The sequence below is a fragment of the Pantoea sp. X-Soil-TKNS-1207 genome, assembly GCF_059730485.1.
The window spans coordinates 574700-599123 of the sequence record NZ_AP035960.1 but is presented as its reverse complement, the minus strand read 5'-3'; the positions used below and the strand labels follow the sequence as shown (position 1 = coordinate 599123).

At 57.7% G+C, this 24424-nt stretch carries 8 protein-coding genes and 1 pseudogene; 4 read left to right on the top strand and 5 right to left on the bottom strand.

Features of this window, described 5'->3' with window-relative positions:
- Positions 1-4311: pseudogene (locus AC6I8V_RS25825) on the bottom strand (YadA-like family protein); the annotation flags it as partial.
- A 1039-nt stretch (positions 4312-5350) separates the two neighbouring features.
- On the opposite strand from AC6I8V_RS25825, the gene AC6I8V_RS25820 reads away from it, so the two are divergent.
- Complete coding sequence (locus AC6I8V_RS25820; protein WP_497846790.1) at positions 5351-7795, top strand: hypothetical protein; 2445 nt, start codon at positions 5351-5353, stop codon at positions 7793-7795.
- Here the strand turns inward: AC6I8V_RS25820 and AC6I8V_RS25815 are convergent.
- From AC6I8V_RS25815 to AC6I8V_RS25800, 4 genes are read right to left on the bottom strand one after another with little or no spacing between them, the layout of a single operon-like run.
- Positions 7781-8191 carry a hypothetical protein gene (locus AC6I8V_RS25815; RefSeq protein WP_497846789.1) on the bottom strand — a complete coding sequence of 137 codons (411 nt, stop codon included), beginning with the start codon at positions 8189-8191 and terminating at the stop codon, positions 7781-7783. The genes AC6I8V_RS25820 and AC6I8V_RS25815 overlap by 15 nt on opposite strands.
- Positions 8169-9476, bottom strand: a complete 1308-nt coding sequence (locus AC6I8V_RS25810) for a FliI/YscN family ATPase (protein WP_497846788.1) — start codon at positions 9474-9476, stop codon at positions 8169-8171. Before AC6I8V_RS25810 ends, AC6I8V_RS25815 begins: the two co-directional genes overlap by 23 nt.
- 9 nt (positions 9477-9485) lie before the next feature.
- Positions 9486-9893: an InvB/SpaK family type III secretion system chaperone gene (locus AC6I8V_RS25805; protein ID WP_497846787.1), complete on the bottom strand. Its 408-nt coding sequence runs from the start codon at positions 9891-9893 to the stop codon at positions 9486-9488.
- A gap of 49 nt (positions 9894-9942) precedes the next feature.
- A complete protein-coding gene (locus tag AC6I8V_RS25800) occupies positions 9943-10281 on the bottom strand; it encodes a hypothetical protein (RefSeq protein WP_497846786.1) in 339 nt (112 codons plus the stop codon).
- Between the two features lie 172 nt (positions 10282-10453).
- Between AC6I8V_RS25800 and AC6I8V_RS25795 the strand changes: the two genes are divergently transcribed.
- The 3 genes from AC6I8V_RS25795 to AC6I8V_RS25785 all read left to right on the top strand — a co-directional run bounded on the left by AC6I8V_RS25795 (position 10454) and on the right by AC6I8V_RS25785 (position 24289).
- Positions 10454-11056, top strand: a complete 603-nt coding sequence (locus AC6I8V_RS25795; RefSeq protein ID WP_497846785.1) for a hypothetical protein — start codon at positions 10454-10456, stop codon at positions 11054-11056.
- A 143-nt stretch (positions 11057-11199) separates the two neighbouring features.
- Positions 11200-18012 (top strand): inverse autotransporter beta domain-containing protein, encoded by a 6813-nt coding sequence (locus tag AC6I8V_RS25790; RefSeq protein ID WP_497846784.1) that lies wholly within the window; start codon positions 11200-11202, stop codon positions 18010-18012.
- A 415-nt stretch (positions 18013-18427) separates the two neighbouring features.
- The gene (locus AC6I8V_RS25785) at positions 18428-24289 is read left to right on the top strand and encodes an inverse autotransporter beta domain-containing protein (protein ID WP_497846783.1); all 5862 of its coding nucleotides are present in this window, start codon (positions 18428-18430) and stop codon (positions 24287-24289) included.
- The last annotated feature ends 135 nt before the right edge of the window (positions 24290-24424 follow it).

Here is a 24424-nt window from a genome sequence, read left to right as displayed (position 1 = left end):
TACACCCAGCGAAATGCCGAAATCATCCTGGGTATTACCGGAACCCTGCAATTTAGCGATCCATTTGCCATTGCCGGAGATCGCTGAGACACCCACCGCGATCGAGGATTGATTGTCGTAACCGGCCACTGATACGCCCACCAGGCTGGAGTCGGGTTGCCATGCCTGCGGAATACCTGCCATCGCCATGGCGGAAGCGACGCCCGCGGTTAATTTGTCCTGCACGCTATCGATGCGCTGGTTAAGGTGGTTGAACGATTGGTTGTTCTCCGCCTGTGCCTGATTCAGCTGGGCGACGTTGACGGCATCGGTATCATTGATGCCAGGGGCGACATTGGTGATGCGTCGTTCATTGCCCGGCGATCCCACCGAGACGGTATTGGCTTCACTGGCTACCGAGTTGGCACCCAGCGCCACGGCGTTGCTGGCGGTGGCGCTGCTAAAGGCACCGAACGCCGAGCTATTCTCGCCCGAAGCGACAGCCCCGTTGCCCACGACGGAGCTATTGGCACCGCTGGCGAGCGTGTCATTGCCGAGCGTGGTGCTGTTGCTGCCGGTACTTTGCGCATTGCTACCCACGGCCGCCGCGTTGCTGCCACTGGCGGTGGCAATACCGGTCGCGTTCACCGCCAGTTGCGTCAGGTTACGCGGTTCAATCTCAAGGGCCTTAATTTGCCCCACCGTTACCGCATCGCTGTCGTTGACGCCTGGGCTGAGTCCGGAAAGCGTCCGCGTCCCCGCATCGCCAGCGATATCCACCTCGCTGCCTCCGGTGGCACTGGCAACATCTACCGTGCCGTTACTCTCCTGGGTAACTAAATTATTGCCCTGAGTATTGATGTCCTGGTACAGCGCGCTGATGTTAGTGGTGTTTTGTGTCACCTGCTGATTGGTGGCAAAAAGCTGGCTACCGTTAACCGCATCAGCACTGGCAGCAGTAATGGCTCCCGCAGCCACCCCCGTCAGCTGGCGATTACCGCTGGTGCCCGCAAAAGAGACCAGGTTTCCCCCGGTGCTGGCGGCCACCGACACAATGCCGCTGCTGGCGTCCTGCCGAACCAGCCCAACAATGCCGTTATTAACGTTGTTCATTAAGTTAACGATGTTGTTTGAATTGCTGGTGGTGGCGGTATCCAGGGCGCTGAGGGCAGCACCAACGTTATTTTTCACACTACCCTGAATGTCGTAGCTGGGCTGCGCCAGGTTGCCATTGCTATCCACCGTCGACCCGCCACCCAGCGCGCTGGCGACGCTCTGGGTGGTGCCATACAGTTGTGAACCATTGACTGCCTGAGTGCTGGTGGCGTTGACCTGCCCGGCGGCAACCCCGAGCAGGATGCGCGCACCGCTATTCCCGGCAAAGGACACGCTACCGCCGCCGTTCTGAGCGGCGACAGTGATGGGGCCATTGGGATCGGGCTGCTGTACCAGGCTGGTGCCACTGCCACCGTTATTGATAAGGGTGGAGAGGTTGTCGATGGCCTGATCGCTGGCAAACAGCTGCGAGCCGTTCACGGCGTCGGTGCTGTCGGCGTTGAGGCGTCCGGCAGCGACATTTGTTAGTGTGCGCTCACTTCCTTTTACGCCGATGCTGACGGTGCTGGACGGCGCGATCCCGGCAAAACCGTAATTTGCTCCGGCGATAGAGGCCGAGGGGGTGGCAACCGCCGCGGCGGTCACGGAACCGGTGCCGAGCGCCACATCGCTGCCGTTGCTGGCGACGGCGGCGGAACCGATGGCAACGGCGTTAGTACCGGCAGCAGAGGAATCCGTCCCGGTCGGCCCGGAGTTGGCGTGAAAGTAGCGGGTGCCGTTAGTGGTCAGATTAGCGACGTTGGTATTGGTGGTGTCAAGGCCGCTGTCCAGCGCGCTGAGGGCGCTGCCGACGTTGTTATAGGTGACGCCGGTGGTGGTCAGCGGATAGGCCGGTGAGGTGATGCTGCCGTCACTGGCGGCGGTGGCTCCGCCGCCCAGCGCGGCGGCGACGCTCTGGCTGGTGCCGTACAGCTGGCCACCGTTGATGGCTTCAGTGCTGGTCTGGCTGACGGCGCCGGGTGCCACGCCGGTCAGGGTGCGGTTCCCGGCGGTACCGGCGAAAGCGACTTCGGTGCCGCCGGTATTCTGGCCGACGGTGATCGGCGCGCCCGGCGCGGTCTGCTGCACCAGGCCCACGGTGCCGCTGCTGATGGTGTTAGCAAGACTGTCGATAGCCAGATTGCTGGCAAACAGCTGGGAGCCGTTCACGGCGTCGGTGCTGGCGTCAGTAAGCCGTCCGGCGGCAACGTTGGTGATGGTGCGCGGACTGCCTGCCGCGCCGACGCTGACGGTGCTGGACGGAACCGAACCGGCGAAATTGTAATGGGCACCGGCGATGGTGGTGGAGGCGGTGCCTATCGCCGGGGCAGTAATAGAGCCATACCCAAGTGCGACATCGCCATTGCTGCTCGCTACGGCGGAGGCGCCAATCGCCACAGCATTGTTGCCGGTGGCGATGGAGTCAGTGCCGCTGGTGCCGGAGTTGGCGTGGAAGTAGCGGGTGCCGTTGGTGGTGAGGCTGCTGACGGTGCTGCCCAGGCTGGTCACGTTGCTGTTGGTGGTGCCGAGGCCGCTGTCCAGCGCAGCCAGCGCGCTGCCGACGCTGTTATAGGTGACGCCGGTGGTGGTCAGCGGATAGGCCGGTGAAGTGATGCTGCCGTCGCTGGCGGCGGTGGCTCCGCCGCCCAGCGCGGCGGCGACGCTCTGGCTGGTGCCGTACAGCTGGCGGCCGTTGATGGCCTCGCTGCTGGTCTGGCTGACGGCGCCGGGCGCCACGCCGGTCAGGGTGCGGTTCCCGGCGGTACCGGCGAAGCTGACGCTGGCGCCGGCGGTGTTCTGGCCGACGGTGATCGGCGCGTCCGGCGCGGCCTGCTGCACGAGGCCAATCCCGCCGCTGCTGAGGCTGCTGGCAAGGCTGCCGATCGCCTGGTTGCTGGCAAACAGCTGGGAGCCGTTAACGGCGTCGGTGCTTCCGGCGCTGAGGCGCCCGGCGGCGAGGTTGGTCAGGGTGCGCTCGCTGCCCGCCGCGCCGATGCTGACGGTGCTGGACGGCGCGGTCCCGGCAAAGCCGTAATTCGCCCCGGCGACGGTGCCGGAGGGGGTGGCGACCGCGGCGGCCGTCACGGAACCGGCGCCGAGCGCCACAGCGCTGTCGTTACTGGCGGCGGCGGCCGAGCCGATGGCAACGGCATTGGTGCCGGTGGCCGCTGAGTCAGGGCCGCTGGCGCCGGAGTTGGCGTGGAAGTAGCGGGTGCCGTTGGTGGTGAGGCTGCTGACGGTGCTGCCCAGGCTGGTGACGTTGCTGTTGGTGGTGCCGAGTCCGGTATCCAGCGCAGCCAGCGCGCTGCCGACGCTGTTATAGGTGACGCCGGTGGTGGTCAGCGGATAGGCCGGTGAGGTGATGCTGCCGTCGCTGGCGGCGGTGGCCCCGCCGCCCAGCGCGGCGGCGACGCTCTGGCTGGTGCCGTACAGCTGGCGGCCGTTGATGGCGTCGCTGCTGGTCTGGCTGACAGCGCCGGGCGCCACGCCGGTCAGGGTGCGGTTGCCGGCGGTACCGGCGAAGCTGACGCTGGCGCCGGCGGTGTTCTGGCCGACGGTGATCGGCGCGTCCGGCGCGGCCTGCTGCACGAGGCCAATCCCGCCGCTGCTGAGGCTGCTGGCAAGGCTGCCGATCGCCTGGTTGCTGGCAAACAGCTGGGAGCCGTTAACGGCGTCGGTGCTGGCGGCGCTGAGGCGTCCGGCGGCGAGGTTGGTCAGGGTGCGCTCGCTGCCCGCCGCGCCGATGCTGACGGTGCTGGACGGCGCGGTCCCGGCAAAGCCGTAATTCGCCCCGGCGACGGTGCCGGAGGGGGTGGCGACCGCCGCGGCGGTCACGGAACCGGCGCCGAGCGCCACAGCGCTGCCGTTGCTGGCGGCGGCGGCGGAGCCGATGGCAACGGCATTGGTGCCGGTGGCCGCGGAGTCAGGGCCGCTGGCGCCGGAGTTGGCGTGGAAGTAGCGGGTGCCGTTGGTGGTGAGGCTGCTGACGGTGCTGCTAAGGTTCGTGACACTGGTTTTGGTGGTGCCGAGTCCGCTGTCCAGCGCAGCAAGTGCGCTGCCAGCGTTGGTATAAGGGCCACCGCTGTTGGGCAATGCATAGGACGGTGCGCTGACGCTACCATTAGCGGCAACAGCGGCCCCGCCGCCCAGCGCGGCGGCCACGCTCTGGCTGGTCGTGAATAGCTGGCTGCCGTTGACCGCATCCTGGCTTGTGCTGCTGATGGTACCTGCGCCCAGCGAGGTAATTTTCCCCCCGGACATCACTATGCCGTTAACGGAGTTGATCGTGATGGTATTACTGCTGAAGTTGATCGCATCCCCGTTAAGCGTTAACCCTGTCGATGCAGCGATAACCTGGCTGGTCGCCGCAGCGCGACTCAGGCCGCCAAATGAAAATCCTGCCGTACTGCTGCCAGCCCAGGACAGCCCCTGATTGGTACCGTTTAAGGCGGACATATAACCGAATGAAGTACCGGTTAGATTTGTGACATTCGCTGCCCATGACGAGCAGAGATCATGCGCCGTACCATCATTTATACAAAAGTTTTTGATTCCCCCTGCGGCAGTTTGTACGCCTATATAAGCGGTGGAGTTGTCAACCGCACAGGCACTGCCTGCCTGTAACGCAATAAACATCGCCAACCCGATATTTGTTAATCCCGCGACATGCCTGTTTTTAGTCCACCCACGCATCCCCTCCATACAGTGTCTTACGACGCTCCACAGGGTCTTATAGCAGCTGTTCATGGATTCCCCCTTGGTCATTGTCGTGCACCAGGTAATCCGCTTACTTAAAAACGTCAGCCTGATACCTGTCTCGGCAGTGAAAAAGGAGCAGGAAAGAGGTTGTTTGTTATAGTTGTGTAATTGTGGTGTGATGTTTTGTTAATTATGCCCCGGCGTGCAAATTGTTGCCAGATATAGCGATAAATATTTTTAAGCACAACGACAGGGTGATTTTAAAATATGTAATCATCAGAAAATAAAAAGAAAAATGCATCCCGTTATCGGCGTATTTTTTTATCGTCTCGCTTATAAAGCATTTTTCATTCATTGCTGTTGATGTTGCATTTAAATGAAGTGAAAGCGAAGCGAAAATATCCATTAGCCTTGTTAAATACTTAACTCGATAATTATATCAATAATGCGAAGCTGGAGGTGCTATCGTGTGATGCCTGGTAAAGCACCTGCCAGAAAATAGGCTTAAAATTAATGGGATTTTTTTAAATCAAAGCGCTGGTTACTCATCATCGATTTAATAAAAAAGGAATGTTTTATGCCGTGTGTTTCCCTCCAGCAACACCGACGATTAACGGGCCTGTACATAAACAGACAGGATAAAAACGGCGGCAGGCAAAAAAAACATGATCATCATATTAAAAAAATTGCACGTCAGCCCGGTCTGCATTCTAAAAATGTACAACAGCAACAAATGGCAAATCTGCTGCTGCTTTTGTTGAGTTCGATACGGAATGACAACATCCAGCCTGCGATTAGCCTGCAAAAGGCGGAATCCCTGCGGCTTAACGAAAACATTCAGCGTGCTGACGCCCACACCCGCTCCCATATTATCGCCCAGGTGGTGGCGCGGGAAGTCAGGCGTTCAGCTTCAGCGCCAGCGCGCTCTGCCAGTCCGGTCAGGCCATACACAACGTCAGCACCGCTGACCTGCCAGGGAGTGCGCGCTATAAAAAAAAGATCGCTCCCAATAACGTCCCGGCCTGAAGTCGCCACCACCGCGGCCACCTTCGTTAAAGACGTGATAAAAATTTCCCCGTTGCCTCGCTTTGTGGTTAAGAAATACCACGGCTGGGGCGATATCTTTGCCAGCATAGGCAGAGGGGGTGCGAAGCCTTTTACCTCCCTGATGGATATGGGTAATCACGCTTACGCATTGCTGAGCGGAAAGGAGGTGAACCTTCAGACAAAAAAAGTATTACGACGTATTGGGGGAGTGATTGATGATATAACCTCGTTGATACCAAAGGTTAATTTATCCAGAATTCCGTTTAAATTCTCGCTGATAATGTCAACGCCGGAAAAAACACCCAACATAGACGATTTGATTGATCTGCTGAATGACCTGAACGCCTTAAAGGCCTTTATGAAGCAGGATAGCTTCTCCGTCAGGCACACAGAACATCGCCTGGGAGAAAAGGGTGCCACGGTGCTGGTCATCGACAGTAAGGGGAAATCACATACTTTGCCTGTCAGGTGGTTTAAGAAGAGGAATCATCCCGACGGTGGTGAGTGGCAGGTACCGCTTAGCGGCTATCGGGCCAGCAAAAAAGAGATGCTGATAGAGCAAGGGAAGGGGATTTATCACTCACCAGACGAACGTAATTTTATTGAAATTAATCATGATTATTATCCGGTTGAATTTATTAAAGGCCAGCCAGATAACGCTTTTATCATTAATGGCAAGAAACGCACCACCATCCCGGTTGAGCGGGTGCCAGGAAATGATGAGAAATGGCGTGTGATTTACGGGATGCGTAACAAAAAAAACATTTCCGCAGCGCCTGATATCGTCTGGGAACATCGGCTGGCTTCCGCTGCTTCTGCACATGCTTTGGATATTGCTGAACCCGATGTTACCACGGGTATTGTTACCATTGACGGCGAAGAGTATATAAAAGGAAATTATGGTGTTTATAAAGTTGAATATAACAACGAGCTGCGCTCTTATGTAGTTAAAACCGAGGATGGGCTGGATTACCCTGTCGAATTTAAAAGAGATAGTTTTAGCTGGGAAACAAAAATATTTAGTACACCGCAGCATCGCTATACGACCTCGGGATTAGGGAAAATCAGTAATGTGTTAAAGAAACAGATGATTGAAAAAGAACTCAGGAGACGCAATGAAAGTCCCATGATGAATTATCGCACCACGCCCGGCGGAGAAGTAAAAATTGGTGATATTAATCATAGATTCGAAGCCGATGGATTCGCTCAACTGGAACAGGCCGACTTTCGGCGATTTACCAAACTTCAACGTACCTTAAAGGATGCAGAGAATTATTTAAAATCGGCGCAAACTGTGCTCGCTAATGCCGCTAATCCTGAGGCAAGGAAAGTTTTAAGCGAACATTTCGCTATTCCTGAATCAGATATCACCGATAAATTAATCAATGAAGTTAAAAACAACCTGATAGCATTACAATCCGGGATGTTATGGCTGCGTCGCTGCAATTACAGCATTATGACGTTGAAAAATTTTCCCGATCACGCAGCAAATTATGATGCGGCCTATTATCCGGTGATCAATAAAATCGCCTTTTTCGATGGTTTTTTCAACAGCGGCAGATGGTATCGTCTGCATACGTTGCTCCATGAACTTGGACATGGAAAACTTATTGACCTCAAATTTCCTGGATTATCGATACCCGATTTATATTACGTCGGAGATGAACTCAACGATCTCCATTATGGCGAGATAGCAAAAGGTGACTGGACAAAAGCGGCTTATGATGATGACGAAGGGGGGAATTTTATGCGAAAAATGAAAGCGAAAAATTTAAAAGAGGCGTGGCGCAGCTATGCCACTAACCCGAAAAAACGCATCAAAATAAATCTTTCTAACCCGGATTCAATTGCCGGATTAACGGTGGCGCTGGGGAGACTTTTGATGCAAAGACTGCCTGCCGCCGACAGGAAAAGACGTGCGGCCACCGTTGAAACTCGCCATTACCAACGTGGAAGGCGTTCACCTGCGGGTTGAATTCTTTAGACTGCGCGCTTCGCCACGCACCATTTTTTCTTCTTTAATGCCAAAATATCGCACTACTCTGCGCAGTTCCTGCGCGTCTGATTCATGGCGGGTTTTCTCTTTCTGGCATTGATCCACTTCTGTTTCCATTTGCAGGATAGTGCGCCGCATAGCGGCTTCCAGCAGCCGAATATCATACACCTGATGTGTCTTAACCATTTGTTGCCGAGTCAGGTGCAGCATGGCCTGATTAATGCTGAGCTGCGCCTGTTTTCTGGCCTGTTCAATCTCCGTTATTTTTGCTGCCAGGCGTGAGATGGTCTTTTGTGTTTCATCGAGTTTCGCCAGACATTGCAATTTACGGCGGCGATTAATTTCAGCGAGCTTAGAAAAAAGCGTGCGCGACATGTAGCATTTTCTCCAGCGTTTTTTCCGGTTCCTCACATTCGGCCGACGCCTGCTGAAGGAAGGACATTAATAAGGATTTATGCTCAATCACTTTATCGGTGAAAGGATCGTTCCCGGTCTGATATTCGCCTAACTCCAGCAGCAGCTGCACCTCATCCAGTCTTTGCAGCGCACGTCGCAGGATACCCGCCACTTCCTGTTGCTGTGGTGAGGTAATCCGGCTAAATAAACGGCTGAGGCTATTCAGAACATCAATGGCAGGGTAGTGGTTCTGGGCAGCCAGTTTGCTGGAAAGATAGATGTGACCATCGAGTATGGATCGTACTTCTTCGCCGATTGCGTCGTGCCCGTCCTTCGATTCAAGCAGGATGCTATAGAAGGCGGTTATCACGCCTCGCTCCGGGCCTGGGCCTGCGCGTTCGAGTAAGCGGGGTAATTCCGCAAAAACCGAGGCGGGAAAGCCTGACGATGCCACGGGTTCGCCCGCAGCAAACCCGACTTCACGTAAGGCGCGCGCATAGCGAGTGATCGAATCCATTATCAGCAGCACTTCACAGCCGGCATCGCGGAAATATTCAGCGATGGTCACTGCAACCAGCGCGGCATTTTTCCTTTCAATGGGGGGGGCATCGGAGGTGGCGAACACCAGCACCGTCCGCGCACGCTGCCGGGCGCTAAGGCCATGCTGGATAAAATCCTGCACTTCGCGGCCACGTTCGCCAATCAATGCGATAACGATGATTTCTGCGCTGTCTCGCAGCAGCAGCGCCTGAAGTAACGACGATTTGCCCGCGCCTGCGGCGGCAAAAATGCCGACACGCTGACCTTTGCTACAGGTCATCAGGCCATCAATCGCCCGCACGCCGGAATAAAAAGGCTGGGTAATGGGCTGGCGTCTTAAGGGATCAGCAACCGGATTATCGATCGTTCGCCATTGGGTGTTAAAACGCGTCTGAGTCGCAGGCGTCTCAGGCACCATACGTGCGCATAACTCACCGGCGCCATTGTAGATACTGCCCAGGCTTTGCTCGCCAATTTCGACACACAAGGGTTGTCCGGTGGGGAACACCTGGGAGCGGCCGCTTAGCCCCTGGCCGTCATCAAACAAACTGACGATAGCGCAGTCTGGTTTGAAGCCAATGACCTGTCCCCGACGCCATGTTTCAACACGGGTATCGGCCTGAATCAGACAGATCTCGCCGAGCCTGGCGTGTGGCAGAGGAACCTCCATGATGCCGCCCTGCACCCGGAGAGGACGGGCGTAATGTTCGATAAAGTTGAGCATGGCGGACCGTTATCCTAAACGGCTAAAGCGGTCTTGCAGGCGGGTGCAGAGCAGGAAAAAACTCTCCAGCAGCGACTCAAACCCATCCTCCTGTTCAAAACAGTTTTCATCCACCAGCGCTTTGAGTTCATAGCCTTCATCACCGTGGCCCAGCACCGGTTGTCCGGTCACCACCGAGGGCAGCGCCTCCTGTAACTCCAGCCATAACTCGGTTCCCCACGCATCCAGCGTGTCGCGGTTCATCCAGCTCAAACGACTCCATAACCAAACCCGCTCATCAATCAGCGATAAAAACATGCTCGGGATATTCTCAAGACCAATTTCAATGGTGGAGTGGGAATCAAATTCAAACTCTTCGCCTTTATAGCCCATCTTATCCAACGAACGGCGTAACATCTCTGCGAGATCAAATTGCATCGTTTTTCCTTATTAAGTTTGATTTTAAAATTCTAAGGGCGAAAAGGATTCAACTACTGCGAATATCCATTCTGCCGGATAAGCCGGGCGGAAAAGTAAAAGGCTGCGCGATGTATTGCTGGTCAACGCATGACTGAATACCGCCATTCAATGAACTGCTTACCTGTATGGTCTTCCCGGTGGTGTGCCAGCTCACCTGGACGGGTTTTTCGTCAGACCAGCGGTAATAAACCCGTGGCAACATGCAACGCAGGATCAGACGTTGAATTTCTTCTGTTGTCTGCTGATCGGTGGCGTGATTGCTCGTTTCGTCTACTTGCGATTCCGGTGAAGAACAGGCTGAAAGCAGCACGCAAGACAAAAATGCTATAAAGAATGTCTTTTTCATTGGGGGTATCTTTTATTTTCAGGCTATCCAACTATTCGCCGGACAATTATAAAGAACTCCCGTTATCGCAATCTGATATTACCCTGATAATTACCCGGTAATGCTTGTCGCGGCCGTCTGAAAATCTACTATTGCGCGCACCACTCCCTGCAGATCGAAGCCAGCAAACATTATGCAACCGAGAAAGCTAACCGCCTTTACTGCAACCGAAGGACCGGTGATCAAAGCCGTGGCGGCACCACGTCCATCCATTGAAGATGCGCTGGTTCAGTTCAGACGTTATCTCTCCGTCCAGCTACGCAATACGGAAAAAGAGGCGGAAAGCCGCTATCAGCAAGCCTTCGAACAGGGGGTTAATGATGGATTTCGCCATGTGCTGAACCAGGTGCCGGATGCTGTCGCACAGCAGCAGCAACTGATGGATAACTGGCTGGTCTGGATCAAGACAGAGCTTGAACAGCGTTTACCCGACTATCTGATGACCCCGATGGCGCTGGATAATTTCATCCGCACCCTGACGCGGGAGTTCACCATCACCGAGGTGACGCTATGGCTGCCGAGGAAGGTCATCGAGGAGGCCGGACATATCGAGCAGCGCTGCAAAGCACTGGGAATTACCTCCTTTGCCTTAAAAGCCCATGATGAAAAGCATATGTTTCGCCTTGAAGCGGGGCCGATGGTATGGGTTTTTGATGCGCGCAAACAGGTGACTCAGCAGGTGGTCTGGCAACTCGGTAAGCCACCGATGGTTTCTCAGGGAAAATCAGGTGTCTGATTCCTGAATCATAATTAACTTAGGTGATTATCACTCTTCTCATATAGCTCATTGCAACGACTCCAGGAACAATCGCGGGCAAATTCAGCGCCTGGACAAATCTCGGACAGACGCTTTCAATGTCTCTGATTGAGTGATGAGCTATGACGCAACGGACGGCCTCTCCCTATCTACGCTGGCAAAGCCTGTTTTTCTTATTTCATTATCTGTTCACTTTAATTGTTTTCTCCCTGCCAGTGCAGGCCAGCAGGGGAGATGCCCGCCCATCGCTTTCTGATCCCTATACCCAGACCACGCCGCTTCCCGCCTCCGACGCAGCAGAAGATAGTCAGCCGCTGCGCGATCGTATGACGCAGTTCTGGGGTTCCGCACAGCAGGGCGGCGGCGGTGACGCAGCGCGCGGCATGGCGGGCAGCGCTGTGAACAGCGCGCTGACCGCCGAGGTGGAAAGCTGGCTCAATATGGGCGGTGCCAGAGCGCGGGTCACGCTTGATAGCGGCATTTCCGGCAGCCACGGTCGCGATGCCGGGCTGGACTACTTCTATCCGCTGATGGACTGGCAAGACAGCACGCTGTTTACCCAGCTCAGCTTCCACCGCTGGAACGATCGCAACCAGTTCAACGTCGGTCTGGGCTACCGCTACGACCTCAGTGACCACTGGATGGCGGGCAGCAATGTCTTTTATGACCGCGATATCAGCCGCCGTCACAGCCGTCTCGGCGCAGGCGGAGAGCTGTGGGGCGACCGCCTGCGCACCTCGGTTAACTACTATCTTCCGCTGAGCGACTGGCGTCTGTCGCATGATGACAATCTGAATGACAACCCGCTGCTTTACGATCTGTACGAACGCCCGGCGCGCGGCTGGGATCTCTCCGCCGAAGCGGCGCTGACCCGGCAGATTGCCGTCAAAGGCACCTGGTTCCAGTGGTACGGCGACAAAGTGGACGTCACCGGCACGCGCAGCCAGGCGAGCCGCGATCCGCACGGCGTGACGCTGGGCGCCAGCTGGCAGCCGGTGCCGCTGCTGAGCCTCAGCGCGGAGCACAGCACCATCAGCGGGCAGAACAGTGATTCCCGCCTCGGCCTCAGCCTTAACTGGCAATTTGGCCGCAGCCTGGCGCAGATGCTCGATCCCGCCGCCGCGGTCGTGCTGTCCGGGCTGAAAGAGGCGCGCCACGATTTTGTCAGCCGCAACAACAACATCGTGCTGGCGTATCAGCAGCGCGAAAAAGATCTGCGGCTCTATTTTGAACCGACATCGCTGACCACCAGAGCGGGCAGCGCGCCCTTTATTCACGCGGTAAAAGGGGGCCGCGGCGGCTTTATTGTTTATCACTCCAGCCAGCCGGAGGTGGCGCAGGTGGTTAACGGACAGGGCGGTATGGTGATCCCACTGAAGCGCGGCGAGGTGACCATTTCCGCCGAGGAGTATCAGGACGCCAGCCGGACGAAGCTGTACAGCCGGGCGGAATACCGTCTGACCATTCAGCCGGGAGACTTCACGCCAGCGGTGACGGATGTTCAGATCAGCGGTGATTCCGCCATCGGCGGCACCCTGAGCGGCAGCTACACCTTTGTCAGCAATGAAGGGGAAGACGAAGGAAACTCTGTACAACGCTGGTATCGCGCAGAGGCACCGTCAGAGGTGCTGTCGGACAGCGCGCAGTATCAGCAGACAGCCGCCGACGTCGGCAAAACGCTGGTATACGAAGTGACGCCAGTGAATAAGGATGACCTGCGCGGTTCGCCGCGCAGCGCGCAGCAGACAGGGCCGCAGTTTACCCTCGATAAACTGGTCATTACCGCGATCAACGGTGGCGGCGAACGTCAGGCCAGCGGTCAGATTAAATTCAAAGCGGGCGAATCCGGCATGTTGCTGTTCGAAGCTTCGGTGCTCGATAAAGACGGTAATCCGGTGGCTGACCAGCCGGTGTACTGGTCACACAGCAACCCGGCGCTGGGCCGGCTGGATCAGGCCCGGCAGATGACCAACAGCAAAGGGGAGTCGCTGGTGAAATTCAGCGACATCACCGTCGGCGGTGAGGACCTTATCGTGGCCTCCCTGCTGCCAGACGCCGTCGCAGTCAAAACCCTGAACGTTACCGAGACGACGAAATCGCTGCCGCTGGCCATCACCTTCAGCGCCGCGACTAACCTGAAGTTTATCGACCCGCCGCAACAGGTCACGGTGGGCGATGAGACCCACTTTACCGTGCAGGTGACCGACGAGGATCATCAGGCGATAGAGAAAGCGGGGCTGCAAATCACCAGCGCGGGTAAAACCACCGATTATCAAACCGACAAAGAGGGTAAGGCGTCCTTTATCCTGGCCGCGCCGCTAAGCGCTGAACCTGCGCAATGGACGGTAAAAGCGAACCTGATCGGCAGCGCTGAGCAGGGTGATGATGCGGTGATTGGGCTGCTGGCGGATATCAACAGCGCCAGGGTCACCGATCTCAAAGCCGACCCGGCCACGGCGGTCGTGGGTTCGCAGGTAATGCTGGCCGCAACGGTTAAAGACCAGCATGGCAATCTGCTGCGAAACGGCCAGGTGATGGTGAGTTTCCTGAACAGTAAAGCAGGTGGCCCGCTGGGGGATACCGTGGCGACTAATGCGGCTGGCGTAGCGACCTTTGGCTACACCCAGAAGTCCACGGGTGAGTATCATCCGGCGGCGCGCATCGGTGGCGGCACGGCGATCGATACCCCGGTTAACTTCACGGCAGATACGGTAGCGACCCTGGAGCTGGCTCGTCACTTCAGTGGTGATTTGCTGGCCGACGGCACCACGCCGGTGAGCTGGACAGTGACGACGAAGGATGAACATGGCAATCGGGTGCCAGGCGCGGCGCTGATATGGAAGGTGACTGGCCCGTCGGGCGACCTCGTACCGCAGAAGGCCGACGTCACAAACGATAAAGGCGAAGGGACAGCGACGGTTACGCTGCCGACAAGCGAAGGTATGCTCAGGGTGACGGTGTCATCAGGGGCTGCATCAACTGAAGACAGCGTGACGCTGCAACCGGTATTGACGCTGGTGTCACTGGAGGCCAGCGACAACAGGCCCATGGTTGGCGGTGACGTGACGCTGACGGCGAAGGTGACCAGCCTGGCGGGTAATCCGCTGGCAGGCGTACTGGTGGATTTTGCCAACAACCATAATGACAGGATGACGGAAGAATCTGCGGTCAGAACGGATGACCGTGGCCTGGCGAAGGCGGTGCTGAAGATTAAGCGCGGCGCAGAGCTGGGTGCGCCAGGTGACTATCTGGTGACGGCGACGCTGGCGGATAAACCGGCGGAACAGCGAACGGCGACGGTGCACTGGCAGGCGGATGTGGCAAGTGCGCAGGTCAGTGAGCTGCGCGCCGACCCGGCTACGGCAGCTGCCGGATCGAAGGTCACGCTGATCGCCAGGGTGCAGGATCGGCACGGCAACCCGGTACCGAATATTGACGTGCTGTTCCTGAACGATACCGGCGGTGGTGCGCCGCTGGCGAGGTTAGCCACCAGCGCCGAGGGTACGGCATCATACCCCGATTATATGCAGCGGGTGGAGGGCCTCTATCATCCGGCGGCGCGCACAGAAAGCGGTACTGCACAGCAAACCACAGTGAGCTTCAAGGCGGACACAGTGGCCACACTGGAACTGAAACGTAACTTCAGTGGCGATCTGCATGCAGACGGCAGCACCAGGGTGAGCTGGACGGTGACGGCTAAAGATGCACACAGCAACCTCGCGGCGGATGCTCCCCTGCGGTGGGTGGTGAAAGGTCCGTCCAGCAACATCACCTTTGAGAAAGATGATGCGACCGATAACAAAGGCGAAGGCACCCTGACGGTGACGCTGCCTGGCGCAAATGGCGCGTTAACGGTGGAGGTCACATCGGCTAACGGCAACAGCAACGACAGCGTGACCTTGCTGCCGGTGATGAAGCTGGCATTGCTGGAGGCCAGCAACGCGAATCCGGCCGTGGGCAGCAACGTGATGCTGACCGCGCGGGTAACTAACCTGGCCGGTGACCCACTGGAAGGTGTAACGGTTGATTTTACCAATGACCATAGCGACCTGATGACGGAGCAGCCGGGCGAGCGCACGGGCGCCGACGGCCTGGCGCAGGCGATGCTGATGATCAAAAGCGGCAAAGAACTGGACGCACCCGGCCGCTATATCGTTACGGCGACACTGAAGGACAAACCCTCGGAGCAACAGACAACAACGCTCAACTGGCAGGCTGATGTGGCGAGCGCTCAGGTTTCGCAACTGATCGCTGAACCCGAGAAGGCCGCAATAGGATCGGTGGTGCTGCTGACGGCAACGGTGAAGGACAGATTTGGTAACCTGGTGAAAAACGGCCAGGCGCTGGTGTCCTTCCTTAGCAGCAAATCGGGTAGCGCGCTGGGCGAAGCGGTGGCGACCAACGCAACGGGGGTAGCGACCTACAACTATACCCAGCGGGTGGCGGCAGAGTATCACCCGGCGGCGCGCGCAGGCAGCGGCGCGGCGCTGGAAACCACGGTCACGCTCTGGGGACGCCCATCAATCGATGCTGTCGGGACCACCCCGGCTGGATACGTTAAGGCGGGCGAGACCCTGACCAGCAGCGTCATAGGTTTTAACGCTCAGGGGACAGGAGAGGATGCCTCCCTGTATCAGTGGTTTTCCCGCGAGGGCGATGACTGGCAAGCCGTTAACAATGCAGGGCAGAAAACATTTACGCCGGATAACCACTTCGCTGGCCAGGAAGTGCGCGTGCGCGTCACGCCGAAAGGCAGCGAGCAGGCAGCAACCGGGGACCCGGTATACAGTGACCCGGTGGCGGTGTACGGTGCGCCAACAATCGACTCTGTCCATACCTCGCCGCAGGGAGGCGTGATGGTGGGTGAAACCATTACTGGCAATCATCAGGGATTTAATGCGCAGGGTACCGGTGGGGATGCGTCAACGTATCAGTGGTTCTACCGCCGACCGGGTGCGGCGGCAGACAGCTGGATAAAGATCAATGCCGCCAGATTGAAAACCTTCACCCCGGATGCAGGCTATGCGGGTTATGACATACGGCTTGGCGTCATGCCGAAAGGGGATGCACAGCAGATTGAGGGAGAGGTGAAGTACAGCGATCCGGTCACTGTTTACGGCGTACCTGCTATTTATTCTGCCAGCGTGACTCCCAGCGGATCATCCCTGGTTGGCCAGAAACTGACCGGCAGCCACAGTGGTTTTAATGCAAACGGAACGGGAGCAGACGATTCGCGCTATCAATGGTTCTCACGACCGACCGGAACCAGTGACTGGCAGGTGATTGATAATGCCGTGCAGAATGAGTTTACCTCGAATGACGACTATATCGGACTGGATGTCCAGGTTCGCGTGACGCCCAAAGGCAGCGATCGGGACATTCAGGGGGTGCCGAAATTCAGCAACGCGGTAAGCCTGTACGCTAAGCCAACGATTGAGACAGTCAGAGTGTCGCCAGCAGGATCGGCAGAGGTAAACGAGACGCTCACCGCCAGCTATGATGGCTTTAATGCTCATGGAACGGGCAGGGATGTTTCAACCTATCAGTGGTACTTCCGCCCGGCGGGTGAAGGCAGTAGCTGGAGCACCATCAAAAATGCGCAAAACAAAACCTTAACGATAATTTCGTCCTACTCAGGGTTTAGCGTGCGCGTCGGGATCACACCCAAAGGCAGTGAGCGTGCTGATGAGGGTGACGAGAAGTTTAGCGATCCGGTCGATATTTACGGCACGCCATCCATTACGTCAGCCAGTATTACACCGGCCGGTTCCTCGCCGGTGCATGAGAAACTGACTGGCAGCCACAGTGGTTTTAATGCGAATGGCACAGGCAAGGATGATTCACTCTATCAGTGGTACTCACGCCCGACCGGAACCACTAACTGGCAGGTTATTGATAATGCCGTGCAGCATGAATTTACCTCGAACGACGACTATATCGGCCTTGACGTCCGGGTTCGTGTGACGCCCAAAGGCAGTAATCAGCAGGTCACCGGGCAGCCGAAAGATAGCAATGCGGTAAGCCTGTACGGAACGCCATCCATTCGCACGGTCAGCATCTCGTCAAAGGCGGCGTTCAAAGTGAATGAGGCATTAACTGCCACCCTTAGCGGCTTTGATGCGCAAGGGACTGGGACTGATGCATCGCTCTATCAGTGGTACTGGAGAACGCCGGGTGACAGCAACTGGAGTATTTCGCAGCGGCCGGATGCCAAACAGCCGATCTTCACACCTGATGCCAGTTATGCGGGCTATGAGGTGCAGGTCGGGGTGACACCGAAGGGCAGCCTGCAGGATGTGAAGGGGGTGACGAAGTTTAGCGATCCAGTCACTGTCTCCGGCACGCCAGCTATTGCGTCAGTGGCGGTCACGCCGGGTGGCACTGTCGAACCGGATGTGAAACTGACGGCGATAATCAATGGCTTCGATGCACAGGGTACCGGGACGAATGCTTCTTTGTACCAATGGTACTGGCGTTCGCCGGGCGGCAGCTGGGCTAAAGCCCAAAGAGCTGATGCGCAACAGCCGTCTTTCACACCTGATGCAACTTATGCCGGTTACGAAGTGCAGGCAGGCGTGACGCCGAAAGGCAGCGGTCAGGACACTAAAGGCACAGAGATTTTCAGCAATGTTATCGCAATAGCCAGGGCGGTCCCCGTTCCCTCCGTCTCCAACTTAGGGTACAGCGGGAGAACCGGTGCCTGTAACAGGATCACAGCAACCTACACCTATAACGCCAATGGCGGTCCTGCGGAGGGAAAAACGATATTCAAGTGGAAATGGGGTTCCAGCGTTGTTTCGAATGTTCAGTCGGTAACCCTCGGGTACTGGGGAGAGGTGACGCTCTTTGTCACGCCGGTCAATAAAGATGGCACCGCCGGCGAGACGGAATCTAAAACCTTTAATGCGAATGGCACCAGTTCCTGTGACTGGTAAACGGCGGATTTAATAAGGTCGGCCAGAGGCTGGCCCTGCCTGGATTACCTTTTCAACGCTGCCGATTGGGCAGCGTTTTTTTTGTTTCAAAAACACCCGGACGGCGATCGTTGACGCTCTTGCCGGGTGGTAACTTATTGATTTATGAATCCCATACCGGTTTTTATCAGGTTAATATCAGATTTTCATAATTAAGTTGGGTGATTATCACTCCACTCATATAGTCCATTCGGCTCATTTTCGGAACAATCCTAGGGCAACGACATCTGGACGCTTTTTGTTCAGCTAACCGACACCCTGTCCCTGGTTTGAGTATTGAGTTATGACGGAACGGACTATCTCCCCTTATCTTCGCTGGCAAACTATTTTTGTCTTACTTAATTATCTTTTTTCAGTTTTGATTTTTTCCCTGCCTGTGAATGCCCGTGCGGGGGAGAATGTTCGCGCATCGCTGTCAGCTGAGTCCGGCCCGTACTATGTCAGCTGGCATAACGCATCAGGGAAAACGCTGGCGGCGCTGGGTGAACAGTTCCATTTCGCTGCTGACGAGATAGCCCGTGAACAGAAGCAGCTCAGCACCAGAGCGGGGTTACGGTCGAAAGAGTGGCTGCTGTTGCCGTACAATCCTGCGACTATGCAGGGTTTGTCGGTTGTGCAGCTCTATACGCTAGCGAAGGATGACGATCCTGCGGTAGTGGCGTTCCGCCATCATCTGTCGCTGGAACAGCTGCGTAATCTGAATCGCCCCTACAAGACGGCGCAACAGCTGAATAACCTGCGCGGTCAGACGGTGCTGCTCCCGGCGATCCTGAAACAGGAGCCTTCCCAAAACAGTGCCACTGAAGATGCGCAGCCGCTGCGCGATCGTATGACGCAGTTCTGGGGTTCCGCACAGCAGGGCAGTGCCGGTGACGCAGCGCGCGGCATGGCGGGCAGCGCCGTGAACAGCGCGCTGACGGCGGAAGTGGAAAGCTGGCTCAATATGGGCGGCGCCAGAGCGCGGGTCACGCTTGATAGCGGCATTTCAGGCAGCCACGGTCGCGATGCCGGGCTGGACTACTTCTATCCGCTGATGGACTGGCAAGACAGCACGCTGTTTACCCAGCTCAGCTTCCACCGCTGGAACGATCGCAACCAGTTCAACGTCGGTCTGGGCTACCGCTACGACCTCAGTGACCACTGGATGGCGGGCAGCAATGTCTTTTATGACCGCGATATCAGCCGCCGTCACAGCCGTCTCGGCGCAGGCGGAGAGCTGTGGGGCGACCGCCTGCGCACCTCGGTTAACTACTATCTTCCGCTGAGCGACTGGCGTCTGTCGCATGATGACAATCTGAATGACAACCCGCTGCTTTACGATCTGTACGAACGTCCGGCGCGCGGCTGGGATCTCTCCGCCGAAGCGGCGCTGACCCGGCAGATTGCCGTCAAAGGCACCTGGTTCCAGTGGTACGGCGACAAAGTGGACGTCACCGGCACGCGCAGCCAGGCGAGCCGCGATCCGCACGGCGTGACGCTGGGCGCCAGCTGGCAGCCGGTGCCGCTGCTGAGCCTCAGCGCGGAGCACAGCACCATCAGCGGGCAGAACGATGATTCCCGCCTCGGCCTCAGCCTTAACTGGCAGTTTGGCCGCAGCCTGGCGCAGATGCTCGATCCCGCCGCCGCGGTCGTGCTGTCCGGGCTGAAAGAGGCGCGCCACGATTTTGTCAGCCGCAACAACAACATCGTGCTGGCGTATCAGCAGCGCGAAAAAGATCTGCGGCTCTATTTTGAACCGACATCGCTGACCACCAGAGCGGGCAGCGCGCCCTTTATTCACGCGGTAAAAGGGGGCCGCGGCGGCTTTATCGTCTATCACTCCAGCCAGCCGGAGGTGGCGCAGGTGGTGAATGAGCAGGGCGGTACGGTGGCGCCGCTGAAACGCGGTGAGGTGACCATTTCCGCCGAGGAGTATCAGGATGCCAGCCGGACGAAGCTGTACAGCCGGGCGGAATACCGTCTGACCATTCAGCCGGGCGACTTCGCGCCAGCGGTGACGGATGTTCAGATCAGCGGCGATTCCGCCATCGGCGGCACCCTGAGCGGCAGCTACACCTTTGTCAGTAATGAAGGAGAAGATGAAGGCGCAACTACTCAGCGCTGGTATCGCGCAGAGGCGCCGCAAGAGGTGCTGTCGGACAGCGCGCAGTATCAGCAGACGGCCGCCGACGTCGGCAAAACGCTGGTTTACGAAGTGACGCCAGTGAATAAGGCGGGCCTGCGCGGTTCGCCGGGCAGCGCGCAGCAGACAGGGCCGCAGCTGACGCTGCAAAGTCTGGCACTTACCGCCGTCAACGGCGGCGGCGGCGAACGTCAGACCAGCGGTCAGATTAAATTCAAAGCGGGTGAAACCGGTTTGCTGTTCTTTGAAGCCTCGGTGGTGGACAAAGACGGTAATCCGGTGGCAGATCAGCCGGTGTACTGGTCACACAGCAACCCGGCGCTGGGCAGGCTGGATCAGGCCCGGCAGATGACCAACAGCAAAGGGGAGTCGCTGGTGAAATTCAGCGACATCACCGTCGGCGGTGAAGACCTTATCGTGGCCTCCCTGCTGCCGGACGCCATCGCAGTCAAAACCCTGAACGGTACTGAGACGACGAAATCGCTGCCGCTGGCCATCACCTTCAGCGCCGCAACTAACGTGAAATTTATCGACCCGCCGCAACAGGTCATGGTGGGCACAGATACCGGCTTTACCGTGCAGGTGACCGATGAAGATCATGTGGCGGTAGAAAAGGTAGCGATCGATATCACCAGTGTTGGCAATACCACCCGCTATGAAACCGACAAAGACGGTAAAGCGACCTTTACTCTGACGGCTCCCCAGACTACCGAGCCTGTGCAATGGCGGGTGGCGGCATCCCTGACCGGCAGCACAGAAAAAGGTGATGACGCGGTGATTGGGCTGCTGGCGGATAAAGCCAGTGCGCAGGTGATTGATCTGAAAGCCAGCCCGGCGACGGCGGTCGTGGGTGCACCGGTGGCGCTGACCGCCACGGTGCAGGATAAGCATGGCAATCCGGTAGCGGATGTGGATGTGAGTTTCCTGAGCGCCATCACCGGTGGTACGACGCTGGTCAACGCCGCCACCAATGCGCAGGGACAGGCGTCATACCCCGGCTACTCGCAAACCGTCGAGGGTAACTATCGCCCGGCGGCGCGCGTGGGCAGCGGTACGGCGAAGGACACCCCGGTGGCCTTCGCGGCAGACAGCGTGGCGACGCTGACGCTGGCGCGCAACTTCAGCGGCAATTTACTGGCCGACGGTACCACGCCGGTGAGCTGGACGGTGACGGCGAAGGATGAACATGGCAATCGGGTGCCGGACGCGCCGCTGGTCTGGGAGGTCAATGGCCCGGCCGGAGAGATCGTCGCGCAGAAAGACGCAACCACCAGCGCCAGCGGTACAGGGTCGGCAACCATCACGCTGCCGACCACCAACGGTGCGCTGAAAATAGCGGTGTCGTCGGGTGCGGTGAAGCAAGACGACAGCGTCACGCTGCTGCCGGTCCTGCAACTGGCATCGCTGACCACCAGCAGCAGCAACCCGGTGGTCGGCAGCGACGTGACGCTGACGGCGAAGGTGACCAGCCTGGCGGGCAAACCGCTGGCAGGCGTGCTGGTGGATTTCAGCAGCGATCACTCCGACGTCATGGCGGATGTGCCAGGCGTAAAAACCAACGACAACGGCGAGGCGCAGGCCGTACTGAATATCAGCACCGGCAAAGAACTGGGCGCACCGGGCCGCTATGTGGTAACGGCGACCTTGCCGGAGAAACCGTCGGAGACAAAGACGCAGACGCTGAACTGGGTGGTGGACGGCACGACGGTGCAGGTTACTGCACTGAAAGCCAGCCCGGCTACGGCGGTCGTGGGTGCACCCGTGACGCTGACCGCCACGGTGCAGGATAAGCATGGCAACCCGATGGCGAATGCTGATGTCGAATTCCTCAGCGCGGTCACCGGCGGCACGGTGCTGACGAAACTTGCCACCAATGGAAAAGGCGAGAGCACCTGGCCGGAATATTCACAGACTACGGCGGGTGAGTATCAACCAGCAGCACGGGTGAGTGGCGGTGCCGCGCTGGGAACGCCCGTGGTGTTTATCGCAGACGCAGCAAGCCCGCAGGTCACCACCCTTAACGCCAGTCCGGACAGGGCAGCGGCAGGCACGCAAGTGACGCTGACCGCAACGGTGAAGGATAAATATGGCAACCCGCTGAGCGATGGCATGGCACAGGTCAGCTTCCTGAGCAGCGCCACGGGCAGTGCGCTGGGTACGCCGGTGGCAACCAACGCCAGGGGTATGGCGACGTTTGGTTACATGCAGCAGGCGGCGGGTGCCTATTACCCGGCAGCGCGCGTCAATAACTCGGCCGCGCAGGATACCACGGTGACATTGTGGGGAACGCCAGCTATTGCCGCTGTAGACGTGACGCCAGCGGGAACGGTTAAGGCGGAAGTGGCGCTCACCGCCAGCATCCGGGGCTTTGATGCCCAGGGGACGGGTGAAGACGCCTCTCTGTATCAGTGGTTCTTCCGCCCGACAGCGGGTACCAACTGGACCCTGATTAAAGGTGCCGAACAGAAAACCTTCACGCCGGATATAACCTATCCAGGCTTTAGCGTGCGCGTGCGGGTGACGCCGAAAGGGAGCGAGCAGGACGTGACGGGCGTCGAGCAGTTCAGCGATGCGGTGGCTATTTACGGCGAACCCTCAATCACCAGCGTGAACGTCTCGGCGAGTGGCAGCGCAAAGGTGAATCAACCATTGCGGGCAGTCTACAGCGGATTCCTTGCCAAAGGGACCGGGGCCGACGATTCGCGCTATCAGTGGTACTGGCGTCAGACCGGCACCAGCGACTGGCAGGCCATTGATAACGCCGTGCAGAATGAGTTCACGTCAAATAACGACTATATCGGCTATGACGTGCGGGTTGGCGTAACGCCGAAGGGCAGCGATCAGGAGATCAAAGGTGAGGAGAAGTACAGCAGTGCGGTAAGCCTGTACGGCACGCCCGCGATTGCGTCGGTTAACGTCGCGCCGGGTCCGACGGTGAAGGTAAACCAGCCGCTGACGGCCACCATCAATGGCTTTACTTCGCAGGCAACGGGTGCGAACGATTCACGCTATCAGTGGTACTGGCGCCAGACCGGCACCAGCGACTGGCAGGCTATTGATAACGCCGTGCAGAATGGGTTCACGCCGAATAACGACTATATCGGCTATGACGTGCGGGTTGGCGTAACGCCGAAGGGCAGCGATCAGGAGATCAAAGGCGAGGAGCAGTACAGCAGTGCGGTGAGTCTGTACGGCACGCCAGCGATTGCGTCGGTTACCGTCGCGCCGGGTCCGACGGTGAAGGTGAACCAGCCGCTGACGGCCACCATCAATGGCTTTGTCTCACAGGCAACGGGTGCGAACGATTCACGCTATCAGTGGTACTGGAGCCAGACCGGCAACGGCAACTGGCAGATCATTGATAACGCCGTGCAGCAGGCGTTCACACCGAATAACACCTTTGCAGGTACTTACGTGCGCGTGGGTGTGACACCGAAGGGCAGCGCGCAGGAGGTCAAAGGTGATGAGATATTCAGTGATGCGGTAACCATCCAGCATATTGCGCCGTCAGTGATCAATGTCGCTATCAGTGGCGATCCGACAGTCACGAAAACGCTGACGGCCAGTTACACCTGGCAGGGGAATGGCGGCGCAGCGGAATCCGGCACGGAATTGCAATGGTATCTGGATGGCAACGTCATTCCGGGGGCGACCGGGAAAACCTACACGGTGTTGCGGGATAACCCAGGTAAGCCGGTGACGGTAACAGTGACGCCAAAAAATCAGCGCGGAATAGCCGGAGATAGCGTCACCAGCTCGCCGACAGCGAATGTGAATCCTGTCGTGTTACCTGTTGCGGCATTTAATGGCGGCAGCTGTAGCAATGCCGGCAATCAGATCAACTGGAGTATGAGCAATGCTAAGGATGACGTCGCGATGTATGCCGATCGTGCCAACTCCGGGACTCAGGGGGGAGGGTCCACCGCAGCGTCAAGGGGGCAGATTGTGATGAATCCGGTTTTAACTGCGGGGCAGACCTTTGAGTATGTCATCTACTTTAGCGATAGGTATGGCAACAGAACCAATGCGTCGAAAGTCAAATTCGCCAGGTCATTTGCTGGTCTGTGTGAGACAACCTTCTCAGACACGGGAACCTTCTCTCGCTGGCCTGACTAAGTAATGTGACAACAAGCCATTGTCTGTTTTAACGCAGACAATGGCTTTTTTTTGGCTGAAAACTGGCCCTGCTGTCGCGACGCTTTTTATCGTGCCATGCAGGGCCGGTTTGATCTGCCCGTTCGGGTAAAAATC